Here is a 25,082-nt window from a genome sequence, read left to right as displayed (position 1 = left end):
AGATGACTTTTTCGCAGAAACAACCGGGTTTTTATAGCGGTTTCGATGCCTTCGACGAATCGGTATCGGATGAAGCGGGCGTGCCGGAGGAGGCGCGCGTGAGCTCGTATCAGGCTGTGCTGCAGGAGCCGATGACGTCGCTCGTCGGGAATACGCTCGATCGGCCGGACGTCGCGGCAGTGGCGATTCTCGGCTACAACTGACGCGTTTCCTCGCGTCGATTCGATTCGACGCAGGCGTTCATTTGCCGGCCGCCCTTTGGCGCGCCGGACGTGAAGCGCCTTCCCCCTTCGCTTTGCCCGCCCCCTGATCGAGCGCCAGCTCGACGAACGCGCGCGCGGCCGCGCTCCGGTACGCGCCCTTGCGCTGCAGCAACACGGCCGTGCGCCGCAGCACGGCCGGATCGAGCGCGACGGCAACGAGATCGTCGTGCCCGGTCGCGATCGTCGCGGGCAGCAGCGTCGCGAGATTCGTGCGGCGCACGATCTCGATCACCGCACCCAGCGAATTCGCCTCCATCAACACGCGCGGCCGCACGTCGTGCTCGCGGAAATAACGGTCGATCTGCGCGCGCGTCGCGAACTCGGCCGTGAGCAGCACAAGCGGCGCGTCGTGCAGCGCGCGCAGGCCGGCCTTGCGTTTGCCGGCAAGCGCGTGCCGACGGTTCACGACGAGCGCAAGCGTCTCGACCAGCAGCGTTTCCACTTCGATATCCGCCGTCTGCACTTCATCGAACGCGATGCCGACATCGAGTTCGTCGTCGACGAGCAGCGCCTCGATGCGCTCCTGCGACATCTCGCGCACCGATAGCGACACATCCGGATAGCGGCCGTGAAACGCCTCGACGAGCGGCCCGACGAGATAGCTCGTGAAAGTCGGCGTGACCGCGATCCGCAGCGAGCCGCGGCTGAGATCCTGCACGTCGTGAATGGCACGCCGGCCTTCCGCGAGATCGTGCAGCGCCTGCCGCGCATAGCGGAAATACACGTCGCCGGCGTCCGTCAATCGCGTGACACGCCCGGTGCGATCGAACAGTTGCGCGCCGAGCGTCTCCTCGAGCTGGCGGATCTGCTGCGACAGCGCGGGCTGCGACACGTGCAGCGCAGCGGCCGCGCGCGTGAAGCTGCGGTGTTCGGCGACGGCCAGGAAGTAGTTGATATGGCGCAGCAGCATGGCGGTTCCTATAAGTCGTGCTTATCCGCTGGATCATAAATCAGTCTTTTACGTTATTGGAAGTCCGGCGTAACCTGCCCTTCATCGATTTCACCCACACCGGAGGACACGCGATGAAGGACATCATCGAAGGCTTTCTGAAGTTCCAGCGCCACGCCTATCCGGAGCGCGCCGCGCTGTTTCGCGATCTCGCGCGCAGCCAGAACCCGCGTGCGCTGTTCATCTCGTGTTCGGACAGCCGGCTCGTGCCCGAACTCGTCACGCAGCGCGAACCGGGCGATCTGTTCGTGATCCGAAATGCCGGCAATATCGTGCCGTCGTACGGCCCCGAGCCTGGCGGCGTGTCGGCGTCGGTCGAATACGCGGTGGCCGCGCTGCGCGTGACCGATGTCGTGATCTGCGGGCATTCCGATTGCGGCGCGATGACCGCGATCGCGACCTGCCAGTGCATGGATCACATGCCGGCCGTCGGCCACTGGCTGCGCTACGCCGATTCGGCGCGCGTCGTGAACGAGGCGCGCACGCATCGCAGCGAACGCGAGCGGATCGACTCGATGGTGCGCGAGAACGTCGTCGCGCAACTCGCGAACCTGAAGACGCATCCTGCCGTGCGGCTCGCGCTCGAAGAAGGGCGTCTCGCGCTGCACGGCTGGGTCTACGACATCGAATCCGGCTGCATCGACGCCCATGACGGCGCGACCGGCCGGTTCGTCTCCCTGGCGGACCATCCCGACGTCCGTGCCACGCCCGCGACGCTCCCCGTCGCGGCCTGAACCGCTCCCAACCAACCACGAGGTATTGCCATGATCCAGTCCCAGCACAGTCAGACCGCCCGCCACGCGCTTGCAGAAACCGTCGTCCTCGCGAAGACGCGCAAGAACCTGTCGTTCGCGCAGCTCACCGAAGGCACGGGCCTGAGCGAAGCATTCGTCACGGCCGCGCTGCTCGGCCAGCATGCGCTGCCGGCCGACGCCGCGCGCGTCGTCGCCGACAAGCTCGGCCTCGACGACGACGCGGTGCTGCTGCTGCAGACGATTCCTCTGCGCGGCAGCATCGACGATCGCGTGCCGACCGACCCGACCATTTATCGCTTCTACGAAATGCTGCAGGTGTACGGCACGACGCTGAAGGCGCTCGTCCACGAGAAGTTCGGCGACGGCATCATCAGCGCGATCAATTTCCGGCTCGACGTGAAGAAGGTGGACGATCCCGAAGGCGGATCGCGCGCGGTGATCACGCTCGACGGCAAGTACCTGCCGACCAAGCCGTTCTGACCGTTCCGACTCAGGCGCGGCGCTGCAGCGACGGTGCCGCGCCGTTTCGCTCGACGTGCGTCGGCCGCCGGCCGGTGCACGTGCCCACCATTCCGTTTCTACGAGGACGCAGCCATGGATTTTGTGAAGCGCACGATCGATCTCGCGATGAAGAACGTGGAAGAGGGCGGCCGTCCGTTCGCGACGGTGATCGTCCGCGACGGCGAGATCGTCGCGGAGAGCCCGAACCTCGTCGCGCAGACCAGCGACCCGACCGCGCATGCCGAGATCCTCGCGGTGCGCGACGCGTGCCGCAAGCTCGGCACCGAGCACCTGACCGACTGCGAGATCTACATCCTCGCGAGCCCGTGCCCGATGTGCCTCGGCTCGCTGTACTACTGCAGCCCGAAGCGCGTGATTTACATCACGACGCGCGAGGATTACGCGCCGTTCTACCGCGACGACCGCAAGTACTTCGAGCTCGACACGTTCTATGCCGAGTATGCGAAGCCGATCGAGGAACGCCGGCTGCCGATGGTGCAGCAGAAGCATGGCGACGCGATCGGCGTCTACCGGCGCTGGAAGGAACTGAACGCGAAGTGATGTGATCCGCGCGCCGCACAGGTCGCGCGGCGCAGCCGCCCTGGTTGCTCGTTTTCCGGACCCCTTGCTCGGCGGCTTTCGTGCTGCCGGGTGTCCGCGCTGCCGCGCAGGGTGTGTCGTGCTCCCGTTTCCGCGCCTAATCGATCAGGAGTCGGTGAGCGGATTTGGGCCACCTCGATGAACCGGCGCCAGGCTTCGAACCGTGCCGCGCGTTGATCTGTACCGCCTCTTTGTCAGAATGAATCGTGTCTGAGAAAGCGGGTCATCTCCGTTACGTACTCGGCGGAGGGGGGAGAGCACGCTGGAGTGCATCGATGAGTCAAGCGACGACGCTGCATCGAAGGATACGGGAGATGTGTGTCGCGCGAGCCATAGAAAAACCGACCGGCAAGCCGGTCGGAAAAGGTTGTGGTTCCGAGGGAGATCAAGCATTGTTGGAGCAGGGCCCGAAGGAAACCGACAACAGAGGCACTGAGAAAAAATGGTGCAACACGCCGACACGGATGGCGGGCGGGTCCATGAAGGCGCCGCGGTACCTGACAAAAACAGATCAGGAATGCGATATTTCAAGACGATGAGCGCGTATCCATGAACGAGCCGCTCGGCTGAAATCAGAAAACGAGCTCGGAGATTTCGCGTTTTGCTTTCGCGATGGCGGCATTCTTCGCGTCGTCACCGAGCGCCAGTCCTTCGGCACGGACGATCGTGACGTCGGTCAGTCCGATAAATGAAAGAATGCCGGTGAGATAGCTTTCCTGGTGATCCAGCACGCGTGACGGGCTGTTGCCGGTATATTGCCCACCGCGGGAAGATGCGATGAAGACTTTCTTGCCCACGGGGAGAAGGCTTTCCGGCCCGTTCGGGCCATAACGGAATGTCTTTCCGGCCACGACGATACGGTCGATCCATGCCTTGAGCTGGGACGAAATGGAGAAGTTGTACATCGGCGACCCGATCACGATCAAATCAGCCGAGAACAGATCGTCCAGATATTGAGTGCCCAGCGCGATGTCTTCAGCCAAAGCTTCGTCGCTGTTGGTGTTTCCGTGGGATGCGGCTACGTGTTTGGAGGACAGGTGAAGCGCGGGACCTTCGTCGAGATCGCGATACGTGACACGCGTGCCGGGATGCAGTTCGATCAGGCGGTCGACGATGTCGGCGGAAAGGATGCGGCTGACCGAATGGTCGCCGAGGATGCTTGAATCAATGTGCAGTAGATTCACGATAGATAGCCCGGAGCAAGGTTGGCAGGGTTCCGATCGACCGGAGTCGATCGATCGACGCTGATACTTATCTCACATGCCGGCTTTGCGGGGTATCCACAATATATCGATGCGACCTATCTCGGAATACGATGGATTAGCCTGTGAATCCGATCGTTGTCTGCAACAAGACTGCCGACATTTTCGGGGGCATCTGATTTCTCGATGGACACCATCGAGAAATCTGCGTTGCTCATGATCCATGCGTCTGCATCAGTTGATCGAGCGGCTGGACTGTGTCGGGATCGATCTCGGCACGCTTGTCACCGGTGGACGCCTCTTCCGGTTTTCAGGAGGGCCGCTTCCTTCGCGCAATCTCGTTCGATATCCGTAACTTCAAGGGCGCGACATGCCAAGGACGGCCGCGACGAAATTCACGCACACGTCGTATCGCGTTCGATTCGGGGCGCGCCGGGCCTGTTAGCAGGGAACTTTGAGCTGTTCGAGCAGCCATCGGCCCGCTGGCCCCGGTGGCGTGTCTTTCCGGTATATCCCCAGCATCGGCATTGCATGGATGCGAGGAAACAGGATGCCGAGGCTCAATCTGACGAGGCGTCCGGCTTCGATATCGTCGCGCACCATCGCTTCCGGCATGTGCCCCCAGCCGAACCCCGCCTTCAGGAATGCGTGCTTGGCACCCAGATCGGCCAGCCGCCACGTGAGCGACGAATAGACACCGAACAATTTCCCGTCGGTCAGGGAACTGCGATCGGTCAAGACAAGTTGAACATGCTCGTCCAACTCGCAGGACTGGATCACGTGTTCGAGCCGCGAGAGCGGATGAGTCGGGGCGGCGACCGTGACCATGGGGACTTCGAGCAGATGTTCGGCGGCGACGGTCTCGGGTACGTCGGGCATCGAGCCGCTGATACCGAGTCTGCACGTGCCGTCGAGCACGGGTTGCACCACCGCGCCCAATGCTTCCACGTAGAGGCGCAGCGGCGTGTCGGGAAACGCGATGCGAAATCCGCCGACGGCGTGCGTCAACTTCGCCATCGGAAACATCACATCCACGACGACCGAGAGCTCGGGCTCCAGCCCTTCCGCGATCGCGCGTGCGTGCGACTTGAACGAATCCATGCCGCCGACCACGAGACGCGCTTGCGCGAGCAACACCCTGCCTTCTTCCGTCAGACGCGGATAGCGGCTGCTGCGGTCGAACAACTGTATGTCGAGCTGCGCTTCGAGGTTCGCGAGCGTTTGGCTGACGACCGACTGGGCGCGCCGCAGCCTTCGGCCTGCGGCCGAAAAACTGCCTTCGTCGGCTGCCGCGATAAAGGTTCTCAACTGATCGAGCGAGAGGGCGTCGAGCATGTATCTGGAAAATGGATGGATCTCATCGAAAAATATCGGCTATCCGCCCCGAGGTCAACGCTTTAATCTGCTCGCACATCAAGCGCGAGAGGACATGATGAGTTCACGTGTCGACAGCATCGAGCAACCGGCCGCCGCTCCTCGGGGGCAGCGGATCACGCTGCGCACGGCCGGCTACCGGTTGGGTTCCATCCTGAGGCTGGTCAGCCCGACGGATATCGGGCGGCGAATCAAGCCGTTTGTATTCGTCGATTACTTCGATTTCGCGCCGACACGCGACGAACTGTTCCGGATTCATCCTCACTCAGGCATTGCGACAGTCAGCATCGTGTTGAACGGCGAGGCACGATACCAGGATACGACCGGTGCATCGGGAATGATGCGGAAAGGCGACGTGGAATGGTTGCAGGCCGGGAATGGCGTCTGGCATGACGGAAGCGCCGTCGGAAACGAACGCCTCAGAGGCTATCAAGTCTGGATTGCATTGCCGCCCGATCAGGAGAACGGTCCCGCGTTCAGTCAACAAGTGCCCGCTGGATCGATTCCCGGTGTCGGCCCCGCGCGCGTGCTTTTCGGCGATTTCGCCGGCGTTCGGAGTCCCGTTGCATCGACGGAAGGCGTCACCTTGCTGCATGTCCGGTTGCGGGCCGGCAAGACCTGGCGATTTCAGCCGCCTTCGGGGCAGACCGTCGCGTGGGCGCATGCCGGATCCGGTCTGGTTACGGTCGACGGCGCTTCGCTCGGGAACGATCTGGTCGTGTTCGACGAATCCGACGACACGATCGTATTCACGGCCAGACACGACGCGGACATTCTCGTCGGCTCGGCCGTTCCTCATCCGTACGATCTCGTGGTTGGCAATTACTCCGTTCACACGTCTGCCGATGCACTCCGAAAGGGGGAGGCCGAAATCGATCGAATCGGCAGCGCTTCGGACTGGCGAGCGCGCTGAGGCAAGGGCAGTTCAAGCATTTCATATTTTTCAATTTGATTAGGATTACGTTTCATGGAAACGAAGAACTCGAATATTACGCAGGCCCTTCCGCTGGTAGGGCGTGTCTTGATCGCACTCCTCTTCCTGATCAGCGGACTGGGCAAGCTCGCGGCCCCCGGGGCGACGATCGGCTATATCGCGTCGCTCGGCCTGCCGGCGCCTGTGCTCGGCTTTTTGGGTGCACTGATTCTCGAGCTGGCCGGGGGTGTTCTGCTGGTCGTCGGCTATCGAGTTCGCCCCGTGGCAGCGTTACTCGTCGTTTATTCGGTGGCCACCGCGCTGATCTTCCACCATGCATTGAGCGATCAGAATCAGCTTTTCCACTTCTTCAAGGACGTGGCCATTGCGGGCGGGCTGCTGCAGATCGTCGCAAACGGGGCGGGCGCGTTCAGTATCGATCGACGTACTGCCAGCGGAAGCGGAAAGCTCGGGGTGTCTCGATAACGCAACCTGATGAAACGACGCCGAGATCGCATCGATATCCCGGCCAGGCGTTTGCGGCTTGAAATTCGAAGATGACGGCGAGGCAAAAACGATGAGCTCCGAAGCATATGAAAACCCGACCCCCGAGCGTGCGAGGATTGTCGTCGCGACGGCTTACGGCGGCCCCGAGCTTCTTGCCCTGCGTGAGGTTCCGGTACCGAAGGTGGGCCATGGTCAGGTGAGTGTCGCGATTCGCGCGTCAGGGGTGAATCCGATCGATTACAAACTCTATGGCGGTGGATTCGGTACCGATCCGGCAAATCTGCCGCTTCGGATCGGCGTCGAAGCGGCCGGTGTCGTGACGGCCGTGGGAGAAGGGGCCGTGGGGCCGACCGGTCCGATATCCGTGGGCGACGAGGTGCTCGTGTTTCGTGCGCCGGGCGCATATGCAACGCAGTTGGTCGTTCCTGCGTCGTCGGTGCTGGCCAAGCCCGCGAATCTACCGTGGGATCAGGCCGGCGGGTTGCTTGCCGCGGGGGCGACCGCGGTTCATGCCCTGGAGGCCGTCGCGCTTGAGGAGGGCGAGACCGTGTTGATTCACGGCGCGGCTGGCGGTGTAGGCCACCTCGCCGTGCAATTGGCCGTGGCGCGGGGCGCGACGGTGATCGGGACCGCGAGTCCCGGCAAGCACGACCTGTTGCGCGAACTCGGCGCGATCCCGGTCGCATATGGAACGGGCCTGACGGATCGAGTCAGGGCTGCAGCCCCGCAAGGCGTCGATGCGGCGGCGGATATGGTGGGATCGGACGAAGCAATCGATACGTCGCTGGAGGTCGTTCCCGATCGCTTGCGCATTGCGACGATCGCCGGGTTTGTCCGGGGACGCCTGGCGGGCGTGAAGCTGCTCGGCGGCGTTCCTGGCGCCGATCCCGGGCAGGATATCCGTTACGCGGCCCGCCTGAGGCTGGTCATTGCCGCCGCGACCGGTACGCTGCGCGTCATCGTCAGCGAGACCTTTCCACTGAATCGCGCCGCAGATGCTCATCGCGCGATCATGAGCGGGCGGACGACCGGGAAAATAGTTCTGCTCTCCTGAGCTTGCCATGAGCGGTACGCACGAGCGCATGAAGCGTGCCTCTCGCGGAATATCTTGAGGATGGAAGCGGCAATCACCGGCGATGACTTGCGGACGCGGATCGAGTCTTGTCGCCGCGATCGAAACGACTGAAAAATCGCTCTATACCTGGTCCGGGGAACCTGAGTGGATCAGATGCAAGATGGACAAAATTCAATCCGTACGTTTCTTCTTGCAGGTCGTGGAAGAAGAGAGTTTCGTGCGGGTCGCCAACCGATCAGGCGTCTCTGATGTGGCGATCAGACGCCATGTGGCTTGGCTCGAAACGCAAACAGGAGCACAACTGCTTGTTCGCAAGTCGCGAAGCGTGGCGGTTACGGAATTCGGACAGACCTACTATGCGAGAATGCGGAGCATTCTGGCGAAGCTGGACGAACTCGAGCGCTCCATATCGGAGCCTTCACTGAAACCGATCGGGACATTGCGCGTTGCGGTTTCGTCTTTCTTTTCGCTTCGGTACCTCACCTCGTGCTTGGGCGACTATCGCAACACATACCCCGACGTCTCGATCTCGCCAATCTTTCTGGATCGCCCGTTCGACCTTGTCCGCGACGGATACGATGTCGGCATTACCGACCTGTCGACGTTGTCGAATTCGAGCTTCATCGCGCGCCCCATCTGTCATGGCCCGTTGATCGCTTGCGCATCGCCCGCATACCTGGAGCGATGTGGCGAGCCGCTGCATCCCGAGCAACTGACGGGCCATTCGTATATCAAGGCATCGGGTTTGCATTCCGGTGGGCCCGGACTGAAAATCACCGGCCATGGCGGGACGGTGACGCTGGATTGCAAACCAGTGCTGGTAGTCAATAACGTGGATTTTCTGGTGCAGATGATCCTGGCCGGAACCGGCGTCAGCTTTGTTCCGCCGGCATTGATTGAGTCCGAGCTCCAAAACGGCGCGTTGAAGCCGGTGTTGACCGGATATTCGTCTCCTGCTCCCGCTATCGGCATCGTATACCCGAGTCGTCGCCACTTGCCGGCCAAGGTGAGGACATTCGTCGAGCACCTTCTGGCTACTTTCGATACATCGTCGGGTATGTGAGGCAAGTATCACGGTTGATCGATCGATTCCGGTCGACTTAAATCCGCTAACCTTGTTCCTGGCCATCTATCGTGTGTTCATCAGTCGAAAAGACTGCTTGCCACGTCGTCGATCGCCCGCTGGTGCAACAGGCGGATTTGTGGTTCTAGAATGCGATGCTCGGAGAGCGGAGGCAAGTCGGCCGGCGGGAAGTAGCCGGGCACCGAGAGGGAGTGGCAGCACTTGGTGTTGGCAATCCAGCGAGAGTTGCTTACCAATCCAGATTCACGGGCCTCGCTTAAACACGAGTGACGATTCCAATACCGACGGTAGAGAGGCTGCTAACCGGTCCAGCAGCCCAGTGCCTGAAGTGCCTTTCGATCGAGCAATTGCTTCCTCCGGCATCCTTGAAATCAGGTGTCAGATTATGCAATCGCTCGAAAACCCTCTACGGTTCCCTGCGATGAACCCACGCGGCAGATCGAGGAAATTTTGCGTTACGCCGCAGCAGAACAGCACGCGCAACGGAAAGGATAGTGGACCGAACATCAAATTCGGCCTGGTCGGGAAAATCGAAGGTCGCATTGCACGATGCGTTCGCACGGTGCTGCACGGGGCCATGATGTTGCATTCGGCCGGCGTTAGACGTCCGCCTGAAGTTACAGATAGCCCGGAATCGGCGGTGCGCCGACGAACACGGCACCCGCGCCGTCGTAGTTGCCTTCCGCAAGGAACGCATGCTGGGTGACCACCATCGAATCGCGGACCATCCGTTGTAACGGATGACTCCGATAGATCGCCAGCGTGCCGCCGAGACGATAGGCCTGCTGAACCACGTCCGCGCCGGCATACGCGATCTGCGTGGCAGACAAGCGCAGCAGGCTCACCTGTTCGGGCGTGACGGGATCGCCCGCGATGATCGAATCCCAAACTGTTTCGGTTGCATCGTAGAAGAACGCCCGCGCCGAGCGGAGTTGCGCCTCAGCCTTCGCAAGCGTAATGCGAAAGTATGCGCGATCGGCCATTTTCGGCGCGCCGGTGGTGGTCTTCTTACCGCCGGACATTTGGTTGACGACGTCGAGTGCGGCCCGCGCCAGCCCCAAGTTGACGACGGCGAGCACCTGCGCCGCGTAGGCAATCGTCGGGTAGCGATAGAGCGGCTCGTCAACGGTCGGCTCGCCGCCGCGCACGAAGGTCCACTCGTCCGGCACGAACCGGTCGGTGACGCGCAGATCATGGCTCCCGGTACCCTGCATGCCGACGACATTCCAGTTTTCGACGATTTCGATCTGCCCGGCTTCGAATACGGCCGTACGCGGCCGGCTGGAGCCGGGTGCGCCGGTGCCGATGCCGACGCCGAGCCAGTCGGCTCCCTTGCACCCGCTTGCGAATTTCCATATGCCATTGACCTGCCAGCCGCCATCGACCGGCGTTGCAGGTTGCAGCGGAAAGAGGCCTCCGGCAAACACCTGATCGGGGCCGCTCGCGTAGAGTTGTGCCTGGGTCGCGAGCGGCAATGCTGCGAGGTAGACGTTTGCAGACCCGAAGCTCGCAACCCACGCGCTCGAACCGTCGGCCACCGCGATCCGTTCGATCATGCGCAGGAAGTCCGCCGGCGGCGATGCGTCGCCACCGAAGCGTCGCGGCGTGCCCGCACGGTAGATGCCCGCTCGCTTGAGCATCGCGATCGCATCGCGAGGTACATGCGACAGGCGCTCGAATTCGTCACGGCGCAGTTCGATTTCCGCGATCACCGAGCCTAGCGGCAAACATTCGGGCATGCCAGCCGACGCCTGGATGCTGGCGGCGGAACCGGAGTGTGCTGTCGGGTCGACGGTATTCGTGGTGGCTGGCATGACTTGCGTTCTCCCTGGAAAAGGCCCGTGCGACGTGCGGATTCCGGCTTGTCAGACCGGCACGTGAATCGTTGACAAGTCTAGAAACGTCAAAACTTCGTTTCAATTGGTGTGCGGCCAGAATGCTTAGGTAGTGAGCCGGCGCCCACTAAAGAAACCTTTGGAGCGAGACCCCATTTCGACTCTAGGAGCCAATAATGACGATGCGTTAAGCTGCATTCAGACCTTTTACATGGACGTCACACTTCGTCGCCGGGCTTGAACGAATGGAAACTTCCTACGTATTCGAACTGTTGGACGCCGATCGCCTTGCACTTCTTCAATCGCTGAAGACGTGCATGATCCTGCACGACGCAAAGACCAAGGCCATTCTTTGGGCCAATGCCGCCGCATGTAATGCACTGGGTTTTACGGTGGAAGAATTGCGACCGCTCAAAGCGCCCGATATGAGCCGCAACGCGGAGAAGTACCGGCATGAGATCGGCTTGCAGTGGCTGAAGGACGCAGCGGAGAACGGCGAAAGTATTATCGAATGGTGTTATCGAGCGAAAGACGGCACGGAAATCCTCTCAGAGGCGGTAGCGACACGTGTCAAGCTGCATGATTGCGATGTGCTGATGGTTCAGTTCAGGGACATTGCCGCGGAGGAGCGGATCAAGAAGGATCTGAAGCGATTCGAGACACGTTTGAAGGAGTTCATGCATGACCTGAGCGAAGGCGTGGCGGTGCTGTCAGCAGGCGGTGAAATCAAATATCTGAGCGAGTCGTCGTGTCGGCTGCTTGGCTTGCAGGCCGATTCGTCGACGCTGATGAATTTCACCGAGTTATGCGATGGGACGTCGCGGCGGATCGTACTCGCGCAGCTCGCCGAAGCGGAGCTGCGTCACGAGCCGACTTCGTTTCGCTACCGGATTCGCAATGGTGACGGCTCGTTACGCTGGCATGACGCATTCTGTCGCCATGTCGAACTGGAAGACGATCTGAGCGGCATCCTGCTTCATTTTCGTGACGTGACGCCGCAAGTGGAGGCCGAGGAAATGCGTCGCGTAAGCGAGCGCAAGCTCGAATACCTCGCGCGCTACAACGCGATGGGCGAGATGGCTATGACGCTCTCGCACGAACTCAGCCAGCCGCTCGCTTCAGCACGTAATTTTCTCGAGGGCGGCATGATGCGGCTCAACGAATCGCCTGTTATACCGGAAGAGGTGATGTGGGGGATGGAGAGCGTGCTTAAACAGGTCGAGCGCGCGTCGATCATCATCAAGAGCGTGCGTGATTACGTGGTGAAACTCGAGCAGGTCGAGGAGGTGATCGACCTGAATGCGATCGTGCACGATGTCGAGTATTTCATCGCGCTGAAGACGCGTGAGGTCGGCGTGGCACTCGAATTCGCGCTTAGCGATCACCCGATATGGGTCCGCTGCGAAAAGATCCTGATCGGGCAGGTGATCCTCAATTTCGCCTTCAACGCGGTCGAGGCCATGCTCGACGTGCCCGAGACATCACGTTTCCTGACCATCAGGACGTGTTCCGAGCGCGGCCGGGCGCTGCTACGCGTATCCGACACTGGCGTCGGAATTGATCTCGGCCAGCATGAAAAGGTATTTGACGGTTTCTTCACGTCGAAGCTCGGGGGTAACGGCATCGGACTTTCGCTCTGCAAGAACATTGTTTCCCGCCACGGTGGCGATGTCTGGGCAGAAGCCAATCTGGGCCGCGGCACGTCCTTCTGCTTCACTCTGCCGCTGGAAGAGCGGGATGGTTGACTCGCCGTTAGCCGCGAGTCAACCGCCGCACCTCATCCATACCTGATCCACACCTCAAACGCTGATGAAAAGACGTCTGTCCGTTCCCGCTCAATTTCACCGCGCCTGCAATGTCGACGAACTCCGGCTGCTGGCGCGGCGCCGGCTGCCGAATTTCGCGTTCGAATATCTGGATGGCGGCGCGGAGGACGAGGTGACGATGCGGGCCAACCGGAGCGCATTCGAGCGCTGGCGCTTCGTGCCGAAGGCGCTCGTCGACACGCAGCGCCGGGACCTGTCGAGCACGCTGTTCGGCAAGCGCGTCGCATTGCCGTTGATCGTCGCGCCTACCGGTTTCAACGGTATCTACCACCGTCACGCGGATCTGTCGCTCGCGCGCGCTGCGGCGCAGACGGGCATCCCGTTCACGCTCAGCACGGTGTCGAACATGCGCGTCGACGAACTGGCGCGCGACGCGGGCGGTCGCGTGTGGATGCAGCTCTATATGCTGAAGGATCGCGCGGTGACCGCAGGGTTGATGCATCGCGCGGCTCAGGCGGGCTGCGACACGCTGGTGCTGACCACGGACGCAACCCATCTCGGGAATCGAGAATGGGCGCAGCGGCCGTTTCGTGCGCCGATGAAATTGAACTGGCGCAATCAGGTCGACGTACTGTGTCATCCGCGCTGGATCGGGAATGTGCTGATGCCGCACGGTGCGCCGACGTTTGCAAACCTTACCGAATATCTGCCGGCCGGTCAGCAAAGCGTGCGTAGCGGCATGGGCTATATGGCGAGCCAGATGGATGCCTCGATCACGTGGGACGAGGTGGCATGGCTGCGCGAACGCTGGACGGGCACGCTGATCGTCAAGGGCGTGTTGGATGCCGAGGATACCACCCGTGCAATTCAGGCGGGTGTAGAAGGTTTGGTCGTTACCAATCACGGTGGCCGTCAGCTCGACGGCACCGTGCCGTCGATCGACGTGCTTGCCGAGATCGTTCGCGCCTGCGCGGGACGTGCGACCGTGATCGTGGATAGCGGCTTTCGCCGCGGTACCGATGTGGTGAAGGCGCTCGCACTTGGCGCGCATGCGGTGATGATCGGCCGACCGGTGCTTTACGGTGTCGCGGCGGGGGGAGAGCAGGGTGCGCTGCATGCGCTATCCTTGCTGGCCGCTGAAATCGACCGTACGCTGGGACAGCTTGGTTGTCCCTCGATCGATGCGTTAGGGCCGCAGTTTTTGCGCGCGGCGTGATGCTCGACTGCGCGCCCACTGGGGGCAGATTGATCAGGGGAAGTGGTCTGCTGATTGTCTGCCCTTGAAGTCTAGCCACGCGGGTGTGTCGTGGCCATTGCGTGCCGCGCTTCGATCACGTCCTTGAGCAAGCTCGCAAAAGAGGTCGCACCGAGTTTCTCCTTGATGCTCGCGCGATAGACGTCGACGGTTTTTGCGCTGATACCCAGCTCACGCGCAATCAGCTTGCTCGCTTTTCCTTCGATCACGCCGTTCAGTACTTCCTGCTCACGCGGCGTAAGCGCGCGGATGCGCTGGATCATCGCCTGGAGGTGCTGATTCGCCCGATGCGTTTCGCTCGCGATCTTCATCGCGTTCTGGATGCGGTCGAGCATCCGCTGCGAGTTGTAGGGCTTCTCGACGAAATCGATCGCGCCGTTCTGCAGCGCACGTACCGACATCGGGATATCGCCATGACCTGAAACGAAAATGATCGGCAGCGAGACACCTTGACGGTTGAGTTCAGCTTGCAGATCGAAGCCGCTGACCCCAGGCATGCGCACATCCAGCACCAGGCAACCCGGCACGCTGGGATTGAATTGTTCCAGGAACTCCGCTGGGCCCTGAAAGCAGCGGGTCTGAATCTTCACCGAAGCGAGCAGCCAGGAAAGCGACGTACGCATGTCCTCGTCGTCATCGACGACGTACACAATGGGGGACTGGGTCGGTGCGTCCATATCGTGCTTCGGTTCGCTGCAATGAGAATAGCTGGCCGCCCCGAAACATGGAGCCGGTCAGCTGTGATCGTAGCAGTTCAAAAAAATTGCGGGAAACGAATCCGTGTCTAGAACATGTGCAACATGCCGATCACGACCGAGTTCGAATTCTGGCCCGGTTTGGGGGCGGCGAGCGCAGCAGGGCCGCCTGCATTGTTCAACGAGAAGGTCGCGGCATCGCCGTTGCGAACCTCGGCGGCGCCCGCATATACGATAGTGCGCTTCGACAACGGATAGTCGTAGCGGATGCCGAACGAATCGGCGTTGCCGTCGCTATTGGAGATCTTGCGATAGTGGCCGTAGCTGAGCAGTAGTTTGCCGACGCTGATCGGTACTTCGGCGCTTGCTTCGAAAAAATCCGAATGCGGATTCGCGTAGGTCGAGCCGGCCATAGTGGCGACGTCCTGGCCGCCGCGGTGCCGCGCATAAACGAAGGCCGGTTTTACGAAGCCGAAGTTGTACGACACGCCTGCAAGCGCGTAATTGCCGCCTTCCACTGGGCTACTTGCCGTGAGCGTCTTGACCGGGCTGAAGCGTTGAAGCTGATAGCCGATATCTACAGACAAATTGTTGTACACGTAGTTGATGCCGCCGCTATAGGTGTCGCCAAGCGACGCCGGGGCGCTGTTCGATGAGCCGTTGTTGCCCCTGGCCACCAGTGCACGCACGAGGAACCCGCCTATGCGCGGCGATACATAGCGCAGCGAGTTGCTCACGCGCAGTGAAGGGCCATAGACGAAATTGTCGGCGGCATTGCCCCAGCCCAGGCCAGCACCATAAGCAGGCAGCGAATACGTGACGAGAATCGTGTGAATCGGGGTGTAGTTGACGCCGGCCTGAAATGCGCCGAACGATCCTGCGAGACCGACCCATGATTCGCGGCCGAACAGTGCACCGTTCTGCCCCCCAACGCCATTAAAGGAATTGAATCCATTTTCGAGCTTGAAAATGGCACGTAGTCCTCCTCCCAGGTCCTCGACGCCCTTAAGTCCCCATGAGGTGGCGGCTATGTCGCCGCTGCCCATGTGGACCACGTGATTGGGGCCGAAGTTCGAATATTCGATCGATGTGTCGATCCGGCCATACAGGGTGACGCTCGACTGAGCAAGGACTGGCGTTGCGCACAATGTCAATGCCGAAGTGAGAATGATTCGCTTGGTCATGCTTTTAGTTCCCCTAGAGTGAAGATCAGTTACATGTCTCGTTGTTTTTTTGAAGTCGGTATCCGAAGCATTGATTCGTACTCCATATCTGTATGGGAAATGGAGTCTTTTCCCGGAGGCGGGCAATCGTGTCCTTCGAAAAAACGACCATGCCGCAGTGAGTTCGCTGGCCTGTGTAAGGCACAGGAAGGTTGGGGCGATGGGCGGGCGCTGCCGGTACCCGCTCCGGCACGCTGAAATGTCCCGACGACGAGTGCAGTCTAGGTGATCGTTTTTTTGGCGGTAAGCCAAGGAATGCACTTGTCTCAGCAGCAAAACCTTTAGGTTTGTACCGAATTCTTCACTGGCACTACCGTGTCGGCGATCGAATGCAGCACGCGTCCATTTACTACACGAACCCCGCTTCCGACTCCGTAGCTGACTAAAGATTTTCCTAGGGTGGAAGGTGGTTTTGTTGGGTTACCGTCAAAAAAGAGTTCTCTTAGACTGCCTTCACTGTTTGACGAGTCGGCGCATCCGATGCGTGCCGCTCAGCTCTGTCGGATAAGGCTATGCAACGCACCAGCGATCCCCTGAAGTCCTTTCGAGAAGCGATGGCGCATTTGTCCGCCGCCGTGAGCGTCGTTACCACCGATGGTCACGGCGGCCGGTGTGGCGTGACGGCCAGCGCCGTCTGCTCGGTCACTGATTCGCCGCCGACATTGCTGGTGTGCCTGAACCGATCAAGCGCAATGCATGACGTGTTTGCGGCTAACGGGATGTTGTGCGTCAACGTGCTGGAAGGTGAACACATCGAACTGGCCAGGCATTTCTCCGGCATGACTGGTGTTGCGATGCGTACACGCTTCGAGTGGCCGATCTGGGATCTGGGGCAGCAAGACCTGCCGGTGCTGCGCGATGCACTTGTCAGCCTTCAGGGGAGGATCGCCGAATGCAAGCAGGTGGGTTCGCATTCCGTCATGTTTGTCGAACTGGTCGACATCAAGGTTCGAAAAGATGCCGAAGCACTGGTCTACTACGGCCGACAATTTCATCGGCTGCGTTGTGTGCGCGAAACCGTCGAACCGAATTCATAGCCGATCCTCAATTAACTCACTGGTATTCGCTAACCTGTCCTCGGGAGTTTGCAATGTTGTTGAAGAAAATTTCGACGGTGGCGCTCGTCGCACTAGCCGCTGCCTGTTGGCTGCCGGCGTACGCGCAGCTCAAGATCGGTGTGGTTACTTCGTCGACGGGGCCGACGGCACTTGTCGGCATTCCACAGAAAAATTCGGTGCCGCTGTTGCCGAAGAAGATCGGCGATCTGAGCGTCGACTATATTTCGCTGGACGACGCGAGCGATCCCACTGCATCGGTGACCAACTTCAAGAAGCTCATATCCGAAAACAAGGTCGACGCGATCATTGGACCGACCGGCTCACCCAATGCGATGGGCGTGATCCAGTTCGCCGCCGAATCCGGTACGCCGATGTTGGCCCCGGTCGGCACCGCCGCGGTGGTTCTGCCGATGACCGAGCAGAAAAAGTGGGTGTTCAAGACCACGCAAAACGATGACCTGATTGCTCAGGCGCTGGTCGACTATATGGTCAGGAACAGTGTGAAGACCGTGGGTTTCATCGGCTTGAACGACCCGTATGGCGAGAACTGGTACCGGGTGTTCTCGGGTCTCGCGAAGACTCACGGGATTCAGATCACGGCGAACGAACGCTATCAGCGTGCCGATAGTTCGGTGACGGGGCAAGCGCTTAAGGTGATGGCGAGCCATCCCGATGCGGTGCTGATCGCGGCACCCGGCGGCGCCAGCGTGCTGCCGGAAGCGACGCTGTACGACCTCGGTTACAAGGGCAAGTTTTATCAGACGCACGGCGCGGCGTTGCCCGATTTTCTGAAGCTTGGCGGTCGCAAGGTCGAGGGCACGGTGCTGGCTGCGAGTCTCATGCTCGTGTTGCCCGAGATACCCGACAGTAATCCGTCGAAGAAAGTCGCAACCACCTATATCGATGCCTATCAGAAGCTGAACGGCATGAAGCCCGCCACCTTCGGCGCGAACGTCTACGATGCGGGGCTCCTGCTCGAACGTGCGGTACCGATTGCTGAAAAAAAGGCGGGGCGTCCTGGTACGCCTGCGTTTCGCAGTGCATTGCGAGACGCACTCGAGCAGACCCGCGATCTGGTTGGCACGCAGGGTGTCTACAACATGAGTTCCGCCGATCATAGCGGCTTCGACGATCGCGGCCGCGTGCTGATTACCGTCAAGAACGGCAATTGGGCGCTCATCAAATAAGTCAAAGCCAGACGTCCCGATGAACGCTCAGATAGTTTTGATCCTCGGCCAGGACGGCTTCACCAACGGTGCAATTTATGCGTTGCTGGCGTTGTCGATCCTGCTTGTATTCAGTGTCACCCGGGTGCTGTTCATCCCTCAGGGTGAATTCGTGGTCTACGGCGCGCTGACGATGGCGGCGATGCAGTCAGGCAAGCCACTACTCATCGTCTGGTTGCTGGTCGCCTTCTCGGTAGCTGAAGTTGTAGCGGACCTCGCGGAGCGCCATCGGCGCACGGGCGCGCTTCGCCTGACGGCCACGGGATGCGGGAAGCTCGCTTACGCATGTGTGCTCGCCGCCTTGGTGCATGTGTTGCCGGTGGCTCAAATGCCTGTTTCGCTGCAGGCGTTGCTGACCTTTGCGCTGATTGTGCCGCTCGGTCCGCAGTTGTATCGGCTCTTCTATCAACCTCTCGCGGGATCGTCGGTGCTTGTACTGATGATCGTGTCGATTTCGGTGCATATGGCGCTGGTGGGTTTAGGTTTGCTGATCTTCGGTCCAGAGGGCGCGCGCATCACACCGTTCATCGACGTGCCGTTGCAGCTCGGCGCCATCAACATGAGCAGCCAGGCGTTGCTAATTATTTCGACATCCGTACTTTTGATGATCGTGATGCGCCAGGCATTCGAACGCACCGTTTATGGAAAAGCGTTGCGCGCAGTCGCGTTCAACCGGATTGGTGCCCGGCTGATGGGTATTTCACCGATATTCGCCGGCAAGGCGACGTTCTTCATCGCTGCGCTAATCGGCGTGCTGTCCGGGATTCTGATCGCACCGCTTACAACGCTGTATTTCGACTCAGGCTTTCTGATCAGTCTGAAAGGCTTTGTCGGCTCGATCATCGGTGGGCTTGTCAGCTATCCGGTTGCGGCGACAGGTGCGTTTCTGGTGGGGCTGATTGAATCGTTCTCGGCATTCTGGGCCAGCCCCTACAAGGAGATCATCGTTTTTACGCTGCTCATCCCCGTGCTGATGTGGCGCTCCCTGAAGAGTCATCCTGTTGAGGAGGAAGAATGACGCCTCGCCGCATCTTCATTTGTGCGCTGGTGTTGCTGGCGGGTGTTCCGCTCGTGTTGCCGCCGTTCTACGTGACCCTGCTCAACTACATTGCGTTGTACGCACTCGTGACGCTCGGCCTCGTGCTGTTGACGGGCGTCGGCGGCATGACCAGCTTCGGGCAGGCGGCCTTTGTCGGCATCGGCGCTTACACCACCGCAGTGCTGACCGTACAGGCTGCGACGCTGCCGGCATGGATTGGCTGGCTGGGCACATCGCCATGGCTCACGCTCGTGGCGGGGTTGGTGTTGACGCTGGTGGCCGCCTGCCTGATCGGCGCGTTGACTTTACGCCTGTCGGGCCACTTCCTGCCGCTCGGGACTATCGCATGGGGCCTGAGTCTCTATTTCGCATTCGGCGCGATTGGCGGATTGGGCGGCAACGCCGGCATTGCCGATATTCCTCCGGTGACGCTGGCGGGCATCAGCCTGCGCGACGGCGCTCGCATGTACTACCTGATCTGGTTGTTCCTGCTGGCAGCGATCGTCTGTACCGGCAATCTGCTCGATTCACGTGCAGGCCGCGCGATACGGGCGCTCAAGGGCGGCACGGTAATGGCCGAAGCGATGGGGGTAAATACGGCGCGAGCGCGCATGGTGATCTTCATCATCGCCGCATTGCAGGCGAGTGCGTCCGGCTGGCTCTATGCGCATATGCAGCAGTTCGTGAACCCGGTGCCGTTCGGCATCCAGATGGGGATCGACTACGTGTTCATGGCCGTCATCGGCGGCGCGGGGCAGGTGTGGGGCGCGCTGTTGGGGGCGGGCGTATTCACCGTCGCCAGGCAGTGGTTGCAGGACATCCTGCCGAAGTTGCTCGGGGAAACCGGCAACTTCGAGATCATCGTGTTCGGCTTCGGCATGGTGTTCCTGCTGCATTACGCGCGTGGCGGCTTGTGGCCGCTGCTCGCACGCCGGCTGCCGGTGATCGGGCGAGGTGCGAGCCGCACGCGTGCCCGTGTGGATGCGAATGCCGCTGCGTTGCCGAAGCGCTCCATGCCGCCCAGGGGCGAAGTCCTGCTGGAAGTGCGCGACGTTACGCGCCGCTTTGGCGGTCTGGTGGCGAACGATGCAATCAGTCTGAGCGTGCACGCAGCGGAGATTGTCGCGTTGCTGGGGCCGAACGGTGCGGGCAAGAGCACGATGTTCAACCAGATCTCCGGCGTCGATACGCCGACCTCCGGCGAGGTGGTGTTTCGCGGCGAGCGCATCACCGGCATCGGCTCGAGAAGGATCGCCCGGCGCGGTATGAGCCGCACCTTTCAGCATGTGCGGCTGCTGAGCCGGATGAGCGTGCTCGACAACGTTGCGCTGGGTGCGCATCTGCGCGGTAGCGGTGGCGAGCTGCGCGCCGCGTTCCGGCGCGAACGGGATGAAGAGCGCAGTTTGCTGGCCGAAGCTGCGCGGCAGATCCACCGAGTTGGGCTGGGTGCCTATCTGAACGACGAAGCCGGGTCGCTGGCTCTCGGACAGCAACGCGTACTGGAAATCGCCAGGGCACTTGCGTCCGATCCGTGCCTGCTGTTGCTCGACGAGCCCGCGGCTGGCTTGCGTTATCAAGAGAAGCGCGATCTCGCCGAGTTGCTGAACAAATTGCGCGAAGAGGGACTCGCGATTCTGCTGGTCGAGCACGACATGGACTTCGTGATGAATCTGGTCGACCGCGTGGTGGTGATGGATTTTGGCAAGAAGATCGCCGAAGGTCTGCCGGCCGAGGTGCAAAAGCATCCAGCGGTACTCGAGGCCTATCTGGGCGGGGAGGAATGAATGGCTGGAGAACTGCTGGAGGTACGCAACCTGTCGGCCTCATATGGCAAGGTTCGCGCGCTGTCGGACGTCAGTCTGCGGGTGGGAGAAGGGCAGATCGTGACCGTGATTGGACCGAACGGAGCGGGCAAGACCACGCTGCTGTCAGCACTCATGGGCGTGCTGCCGTCGGACGGCGAGATTGCATTCTGCGGCCGTCATCACCCGCATGCGCTGATCGAGGACAGGGTAGCAGCTGGTATGAATCTCGTGCCCGAAAAGCGCGAGTTGTTCGCCGAAATGCCGGTGGAAGACAACCTGTTGCTAGGCGCGTTCAGCCGGATTCGCAGAGGATATCGCGACCATCCGCAGACGATGCAGGAGGTCTACGCACTATTTCCGCGCTTGCGGCAGCGTCGCAACCAGGCCGCGGGCACGCTGTCCGGCGGCGAGCGCCAGATGCTTGCGGTCGGACGCGCGTTGATGGCGCGGCCCAGGCTGCTGATGCTCGACGAACCGAGTCTGGGTCTGGCACCGCTGATCGTGCGTGAAATGTTCCGTATTGTCGCCGCATTGCGCGACCGCGGTGTGTCGATCCTGCTGATCGAGCAGAACGCGCGTGCCGCACTGAAGGTCGCGGACTACGCGTACGTGCTGGAAACCGGTGCGTTGACGATGGAAGGACCGGCGGACGAGATCGCCCGGGACTCGCGGATCGTCGACGTTTACCTGGGATTGTCTTGAGATGGATTGGACGGAAGAACAAGGTCATCGCGGCGGCATTCCGTCGAGCCCGAAGGTCTGTGTGGCGGGTGCTGGTGCGATTGGCAGCACCTTGGCGGCGCGGCTCGCCGCCAGCGGGCAGGCGGTCAGCGTGTTTGCGCGGGGCGCGACACTGGAGGCCATCAGCCGACGCGGGATCGAACTGGATGATCTGTCCGGCTCGATCCGGGTGAATGTGCCTGCGAGTGATCGAGTCGACGATTTTGGTATGCAGGACATTGTATTCGTGTGTGCGAAAGCTCACGCTCTATCGGGTTTGCTGGCGTCCATCAAGCCGATGCTCGGAAGGCAGACGCTAGTCGTTCCGGCGGTTAACGGTGTGCCGTGGTGGTATTTCGGCGGCGAGGGCGGTCGTGAACGCAGCGGCGCTGGTAGTGGCCTCGACTACGAATCGGTACAAGCCGTGGACCCGGACGGCAGTCTCGCTGCGATGCTGCCGTCACGGCAGATCCTCGGGTGTGTCGTGTATATCACCGCCGAGGTGCGCGAACCCGGGCGGGTTATCGCAACCAATCCGCGCCGGATGATTCTGGGCGAACTGGACAACCGTCCGAGCGTGCGTCTGCATCAGCTCTGCGCGCTGCTCTCGGATGCAGGCATCGAGGCGCGCGCCAGCAAGCGCATTCGCGATGACGTGTGGACCAAGCTGATTGCCAATCTCACGTCCAATCCGCTCTCCGTCGTCACAGGTGGAACCTTGCAGGACATCTATGGCGCAGCGGAGTTGCGCGAGGTGGTGGTCGACATGATGGATGAGGTGATGAGCGTGGCAGAGCGCTACGGCGCACGCATCGCACTGAATCAGGATGCGTTGCTCGTCCAGGGGGAAAAGATGGGGACATTCCGCACATCGATGCTGCAGGACTACGAGAAGGGGCAGCGTCTGGAACTGGCAGCGATCGGCGACGCAGTGCTCGAGCTTGCCGACCGGCATGGCATTCCGATGCCGACTACTCGCGCGATTCTTGCGCTCACACGCTATCGGACGGCGCAACGCGGGATTCAGTAGGTGTGCGATACAACTTTTGTTTTTTACGGGAAACAGTCATGACATACGCCATCCTTTCAGAGATGCGCAAGCCGGCTTACATCGACGATGCCGAATGGGCGCTGCGCATTCAACTGACGGAGTTCTATCATCTGGTCGATTACATGGGCTGGACGGAAATGATCTTCAACCATATCTCGGCACGCTTGCCGGGGGCAGACGCTCATTACCTGGTCAATCCTTTCGGTCTGAACTACTACGAAGTGACGCCGGAGAACCTGCTGAAGGTCGACCACGAGGGGCATCTAGTCGATCCATCACCGTATCCCGGCAATCCCGCCGGGTTCGCGTTGCATAGCGCGATACATGGCGCGCGGGAGGACGTGCATTGCATCGTTCATACGCATACGACGCCGATTTCGGCGATCGCCTTGAAGGAAGAAGGCTTTCGCTACGACGACTTCTACGGGGCACAGTTGTACGGGCGAGTGGCCTATCACACGTTCGAAGGAATCACGCTGTTTGCTGACGAGAAGACGCGTATGCTCGCGAGCCTCGGCGACAAGCATGTGCTGGTGCTACGCAATCACGGCATTGCCGTTTGCGAGAAGGATATTCCGGGCACCTTCATGCTGCTGTGGACCGCACAGCGCGCCGCCGAGATTCAATGCCAGGCTGCGGCGCTGCGCGGGGACGATGTGCCGCTGTCGGATGCCGTTAGGGAACGTTGTTCGGCGCTGGCGGCGCAACTGATCCGCAACGATCGGTTCGCGATCAAGCTGTTCGATGCGATGGTGAGGAAGATGCGGCACGGGCCACGGAGGTGAAGGCCGCGAGCGTGTTTGCCTCGCGGATCGGGACTTGGCGAGCGCTCCTCGCGCAGATTGCCGAGGCGGTTGATTGAGTCAACGACGTCGCCGTTCTATTGGTGTAGTGAATGGCGGACTTGCCACATGCCGTCCCGCGCAGCCCCGCGAGCCGACGATGCATCGGCAACTTTCAGTTTCCCCTCACATCGCCCGATGGCAGTTGCAACTCTCGCCAGTGTCGATATTTGTTGTCCGACAAGAAATCCATTGGCCTGACCCAAGCGGGGAGTGCGCAGAAATACTCCTCCGCACGGCTCGGTGGTGTCTCTGCGAATGCGATCCAACTGCATGGTCAAGACGCTTTGAGCGTGTCTTCCCGGCATCTGCCGACATCGTAAGTGAGTGACGGAAAACACGGCGCAGGATGGGCCGCCGTTTGCATCCGGCGATGCATCCGAAGTGCCCGTACCGCCCACGGATCACCGCCCCGGCGTCGCGCGCTCGACGATCATGTCGTAGAGCGCCCGTGCCGCAGGCGACAGTTGCGCGCTCTTGCGCGTGACGAGCACGAGCGTGCGCGACACCGACGGCTCGACGAGTTCGATCATGCGGATCATCGGATACGCGTTCTTCTGGATCGCGAGCTTCGGCACCACGGCGGCGCCGAGCCCTTCCGCGACGAGCCCGAGCGCGGTCGAGCTGCGCTGTACCTCGTAGAACGAATGCAGCGATACGCCGCTGGTCTTCAGCGCACCTTCGAGCAGCCCGCGATTGCCGCTCACTTCGCCGGCGAAGATCAGCGGATGAGGCTGCAGCGCCGCCCAGCGGATGCGCCGCCGCTTCGCGAGCGGATGATCGTCGCGGCAGGCGAGCACATACGGGTCATTCGTGAGCGGCACGCTGACGAGTTCGGGGTGCTGGTCGCCGGCGATGCTGATGCCGAATTCGGCTTCGCGGCGCAGCACGGCCTGCAGCACCGACGCCGATGCGTGATCGAGGATCTTCACGCGATCGTGCGGCCGGTGCCCGGAGAACGCGCGCAGGATGCGCGGCAGGTATTGCACGCCGACCGTCGGCACGCACGCGATCGTGACGTCGCCGCGCTGGCTCAGGCCCGTCTCGCGGATTTCGGTCAGCGCGTCGGACAGTTCGTTCAGCAGCCGCCGTGCCTGCGGCAGGAAGCGCTGGCCGATCTCGGTCAGCGTGGTGCGGCGCGTCGTGCGTTCGACCAGCGCGACGCCGAGAAACGACTCGAGCTTGCGCAGCCGTTGCGTGATCGCCGTCTGCGTCACATGCAGCGTGTCGGCCGCCTGCCGGAAGCTGCCGCCGTCGGCGATCGCGACGAAAGCCTGGACACCGAGCGTATCGATCTTCATCAGAAATTTGAATCAATAACGATATTAAATTCATTTTACTGAA

At 61.1% G+C, this 25,082-nt stretch carries 25 protein-coding genes; 18 read left to right on the top strand and 7 right to left on the bottom strand.

Going from position 1 to position 25,082, the window contains the following annotated elements:
• Window positions 1-2: 2 nt before the first annotated feature.
• On the top strand, window positions 3-203 hold the full coding sequence (locus R9B84_RS32865) for a hypothetical protein (RefSeq protein WP_423761597.1): 201 nt from the start codon (window positions 3-5) through the stop codon (window positions 201-203).
• A 37-nt stretch (window positions 204-240) separates the two neighbouring features.
• On the opposite strand, the gene cynR is transcribed toward R9B84_RS32865, so the two are convergent.
• Window positions 241-1,173 (bottom strand): transcriptional regulator CynR, encoded by a 933-nt coding sequence (cynR, locus tag R9B84_RS32860; RefSeq protein ID WP_423761596.1) that lies wholly within the window; start codon window positions 1,171-1,173, stop codon window positions 241-243.
• A 113-nt stretch (window positions 1,174-1,286) separates the two neighbouring features.
• On the opposite strand from cynR, the gene R9B84_RS32855 reads away from it, so the two are divergent.
• The 4 genes from R9B84_RS32855 to R9B84_RS32840 all read left to right on the top strand — a co-directional run bounded on the left by R9B84_RS32855 (window position 1,287) and on the right by R9B84_RS32840 (window position 3,607).
• Complete coding sequence (locus R9B84_RS32855; RefSeq protein ID WP_423761595.1) at window positions 1,287-1,946, top strand: carbonic anhydrase; 660 nt, start codon at window positions 1,287-1,289, stop codon at window positions 1,944-1,946.
• Between the two features lie 30 nt (window positions 1,947-1,976).
• On the top strand, window positions 1,977-2,447 hold the full coding sequence (gene cynS / locus R9B84_RS32850; RefSeq protein ID WP_423761594.1) for a cyanase: 471 nt from the start codon (window positions 1,977-1,979) through the stop codon (window positions 2,445-2,447).
• A 114-nt stretch (window positions 2,448-2,561) separates the two neighbouring features.
• On the top strand, window positions 2,562-3,029 hold the full coding sequence (locus R9B84_RS32845; RefSeq protein ID WP_423761593.1) for a nucleoside deaminase: 468 nt from the start codon (window positions 2,562-2,564) through the stop codon (window positions 3,027-3,029).
• 314 nt (window positions 3,030-3,343) lie between these two features.
• The gene (locus tag R9B84_RS32840; RefSeq protein ID WP_423761592.1) at window positions 3,344-3,607 is read left to right on the top strand and encodes a hypothetical protein; all 264 of its coding nucleotides are present in this window, start codon (window positions 3,344-3,346) and stop codon (window positions 3,605-3,607) included.
• Window positions 3,608-3,640: 33 nt separating this feature from the next.
• Here R9B84_RS32840 and R9B84_RS32835 read toward each other — a convergent pair whose 3' ends face one another.
• On the bottom strand, window positions 3,641-4,252 hold the full coding sequence (locus tag R9B84_RS32835) for an FMN-dependent NADH-azoreductase (RefSeq protein ID WP_423761591.1): 612 nt from the start codon (window positions 4,250-4,252) through the stop codon (window positions 3,641-3,643).
• A 459-nt stretch (window positions 4,253-4,711) separates the two neighbouring features.
• On the bottom strand, window positions 4,712-5,605 hold the full coding sequence (locus R9B84_RS32830; protein ID WP_423761590.1) for a LysR family transcriptional regulator: 894 nt from the start codon (window positions 5,603-5,605) through the stop codon (window positions 4,712-4,714).
• Between R9B84_RS32830 and R9B84_RS32825 the strand changes: the two genes are divergently transcribed.
• The 4 genes from R9B84_RS32825 (at window position 5,604) to R9B84_RS32810 (ending at window position 9,202) form a co-directional block, all read left to right on the top strand.
• The gene (locus R9B84_RS32825; RefSeq protein WP_423761589.1) at window positions 5,604-6,557 is read left to right on the top strand and encodes a pirin family protein; all 954 of its coding nucleotides are present in this window, start codon (window positions 5,604-5,606) and stop codon (window positions 6,555-6,557) included. The genes R9B84_RS32830 and R9B84_RS32825 overlap by 2 nt on opposite strands.
• A 54-nt stretch (window positions 6,558-6,611) precedes the next feature.
• Window positions 6,612-7,043 carry a DoxX family protein gene (locus tag R9B84_RS32820; protein WP_423761588.1) on the top strand — a complete coding sequence of 144 codons (432 nt, stop codon included), beginning with the start codon at window positions 6,612-6,614 and terminating at the stop codon, window positions 7,041-7,043.
• Window positions 7,044-7,101: 58 nt separating this feature from the next.
• Entirely contained in the window at window positions 7,102-8,118 is a 1,017-nt protein-coding gene (locus R9B84_RS32815; RefSeq protein WP_423761587.1) for an NADP-dependent oxidoreductase, read from the top strand.
• A gap of 181 nt (window positions 8,119-8,299) precedes the next feature.
• A complete protein-coding gene (locus tag R9B84_RS32810; protein ID WP_423761586.1) occupies window positions 8,300-9,202 on the top strand; it encodes a LysR substrate-binding domain-containing protein in 903 nt (300 codons plus the stop codon).
• Between the two features lie 638 nt (window positions 9,203-9,840).
• Here the strand turns inward: R9B84_RS32810 and R9B84_RS32805 are convergent.
• Entirely contained in the window at window positions 9,841-11,037 is a 1,197-nt protein-coding gene (locus R9B84_RS32805) for an acyl-CoA dehydrogenase family protein (protein ID WP_423761585.1), read from the bottom strand.
• A gap of 266 nt (window positions 11,038-11,303) precedes the next feature.
• Between R9B84_RS32805 and R9B84_RS32800 the strand changes: the two genes are divergently transcribed.
• Together R9B84_RS32800 and R9B84_RS32795 are read left to right on the top strand one after the other, a co-directional pair.
• Window positions 11,304-12,803: a PAS domain-containing sensor histidine kinase gene (locus tag R9B84_RS32800; protein ID WP_423761584.1), complete on the top strand. Its 1,500-nt coding sequence runs from the start codon at window positions 11,304-11,306 to the stop codon at window positions 12,801-12,803.
• A 64-nt stretch (window positions 12,804-12,867) separates the two neighbouring features.
• Entirely contained in the window at window positions 12,868-14,040 is a 1,173-nt protein-coding gene (locus tag R9B84_RS32795) for an alpha-hydroxy acid oxidase (protein ID WP_423761583.1), read from the top strand.
• A 71-nt stretch (window positions 14,041-14,111) separates the two neighbouring features.
• On the opposite strand, the gene R9B84_RS32790 is transcribed toward R9B84_RS32795, so the two are convergent.
• A complete protein-coding gene (locus R9B84_RS32790) occupies window positions 14,112-14,756 on the bottom strand; it encodes a response regulator transcription factor (protein ID WP_423761582.1) in 645 nt (214 codons plus the stop codon).
• A gap of 107 nt (window positions 14,757-14,863) precedes the next feature.
• Window positions 14,864-15,958 carry a porin gene (locus R9B84_RS32785; protein WP_423761581.1) on the bottom strand — a complete coding sequence of 365 codons (1,095 nt, stop codon included), beginning with the start codon at window positions 15,956-15,958 and terminating at the stop codon, window positions 14,864-14,866.
• Window positions 15,959-16,509: 551 nt separating this feature from the next.
• On the opposite strand from R9B84_RS32785, the gene hpaC reads away from it, so the two are divergent.
• Genes hpaC through R9B84_RS32750 form a run of 7 tightly spaced genes read left to right on the top strand, consistent with a single transcriptional unit; the run spans window position 16,510 to window position 23,681 of the window.
• On the top strand, window positions 16,510-17,034 hold the full coding sequence (gene hpaC, locus R9B84_RS32780) for a 4-hydroxyphenylacetate 3-monooxygenase, reductase component (RefSeq protein ID WP_423761580.1): 525 nt from the start codon (window positions 16,510-16,512) through the stop codon (window positions 17,032-17,034).
• Between the two features lie 53 nt (window positions 17,035-17,087).
• Window positions 17,088-18,242, top strand: coding sequence for an ABC transporter substrate-binding protein (locus R9B84_RS32775; protein ID WP_423761579.1), 1,155 nt, complete (start codon window positions 17,088-17,090; stop codon window positions 18,240-18,242).
• A 19-nt stretch (window positions 18,243-18,261) separates the two neighbouring features.
• Window positions 18,262-19,299 (top strand): branched-chain amino acid ABC transporter permease, encoded by a 1,038-nt coding sequence (locus R9B84_RS32770; RefSeq protein ID WP_423761578.1) that lies wholly within the window; start codon window positions 18,262-18,264, stop codon window positions 19,297-19,299.
• A complete protein-coding gene (locus R9B84_RS32765) occupies window positions 19,296-21,104 on the top strand; it encodes an ABC transporter permease subunit (protein WP_423761577.1) in 1,809 nt (602 codons plus the stop codon). Before R9B84_RS32770 ends, R9B84_RS32765 begins: the two co-directional genes overlap by 4 nt.
• Complete coding sequence (locus R9B84_RS32760) at window positions 21,105-21,827, top strand: ABC transporter ATP-binding protein (RefSeq protein ID WP_423761576.1); 723 nt, start codon at window positions 21,105-21,107, stop codon at window positions 21,825-21,827. It abuts the gene before it with no gap.
• A gap of 1 nt (window position 21,828) precedes the next feature.
• Complete coding sequence (locus R9B84_RS32755) at window positions 21,829-22,875, top strand: ketopantoate reductase family protein (RefSeq protein ID WP_423761575.1); 1,047 nt, start codon at window positions 21,829-21,831, stop codon at window positions 22,873-22,875.
• A 38-nt stretch (window positions 22,876-22,913) separates the two neighbouring features.
• Window positions 22,914-23,681, top strand: coding sequence for a class II aldolase/adducin family protein (locus R9B84_RS32750; protein WP_423761574.1), 768 nt, complete (start codon window positions 22,914-22,916; stop codon window positions 23,679-23,681).
• Window positions 23,682-24,142: 461 nt separating this feature from the next.
• Here R9B84_RS32750 and R9B84_RS32745 read toward each other — a convergent pair whose 3' ends face one another.
• Window positions 24,143-25,039, bottom strand: a complete 897-nt coding sequence (locus R9B84_RS32745) for a LysR substrate-binding domain-containing protein (RefSeq protein WP_423761573.1) — start codon at window positions 25,037-25,039, stop codon at window positions 24,143-24,145.
• Window positions 25,040-25,082 lie beyond the last annotated feature (43 nt).

This window comes from Burkholderia sp. NLJ2, from assembly GCF_049487195.1.
GTDB classification, from domain to species: Bacteria; Pseudomonadota; Gammaproteobacteria; order Burkholderiales; family Burkholderiaceae; genus Burkholderia; species Burkholderia pyrrocinia.
Note: the sequence above shows the minus strand (reverse complement) of the source record. Positions and strands in the feature narration are given on the sequence as shown.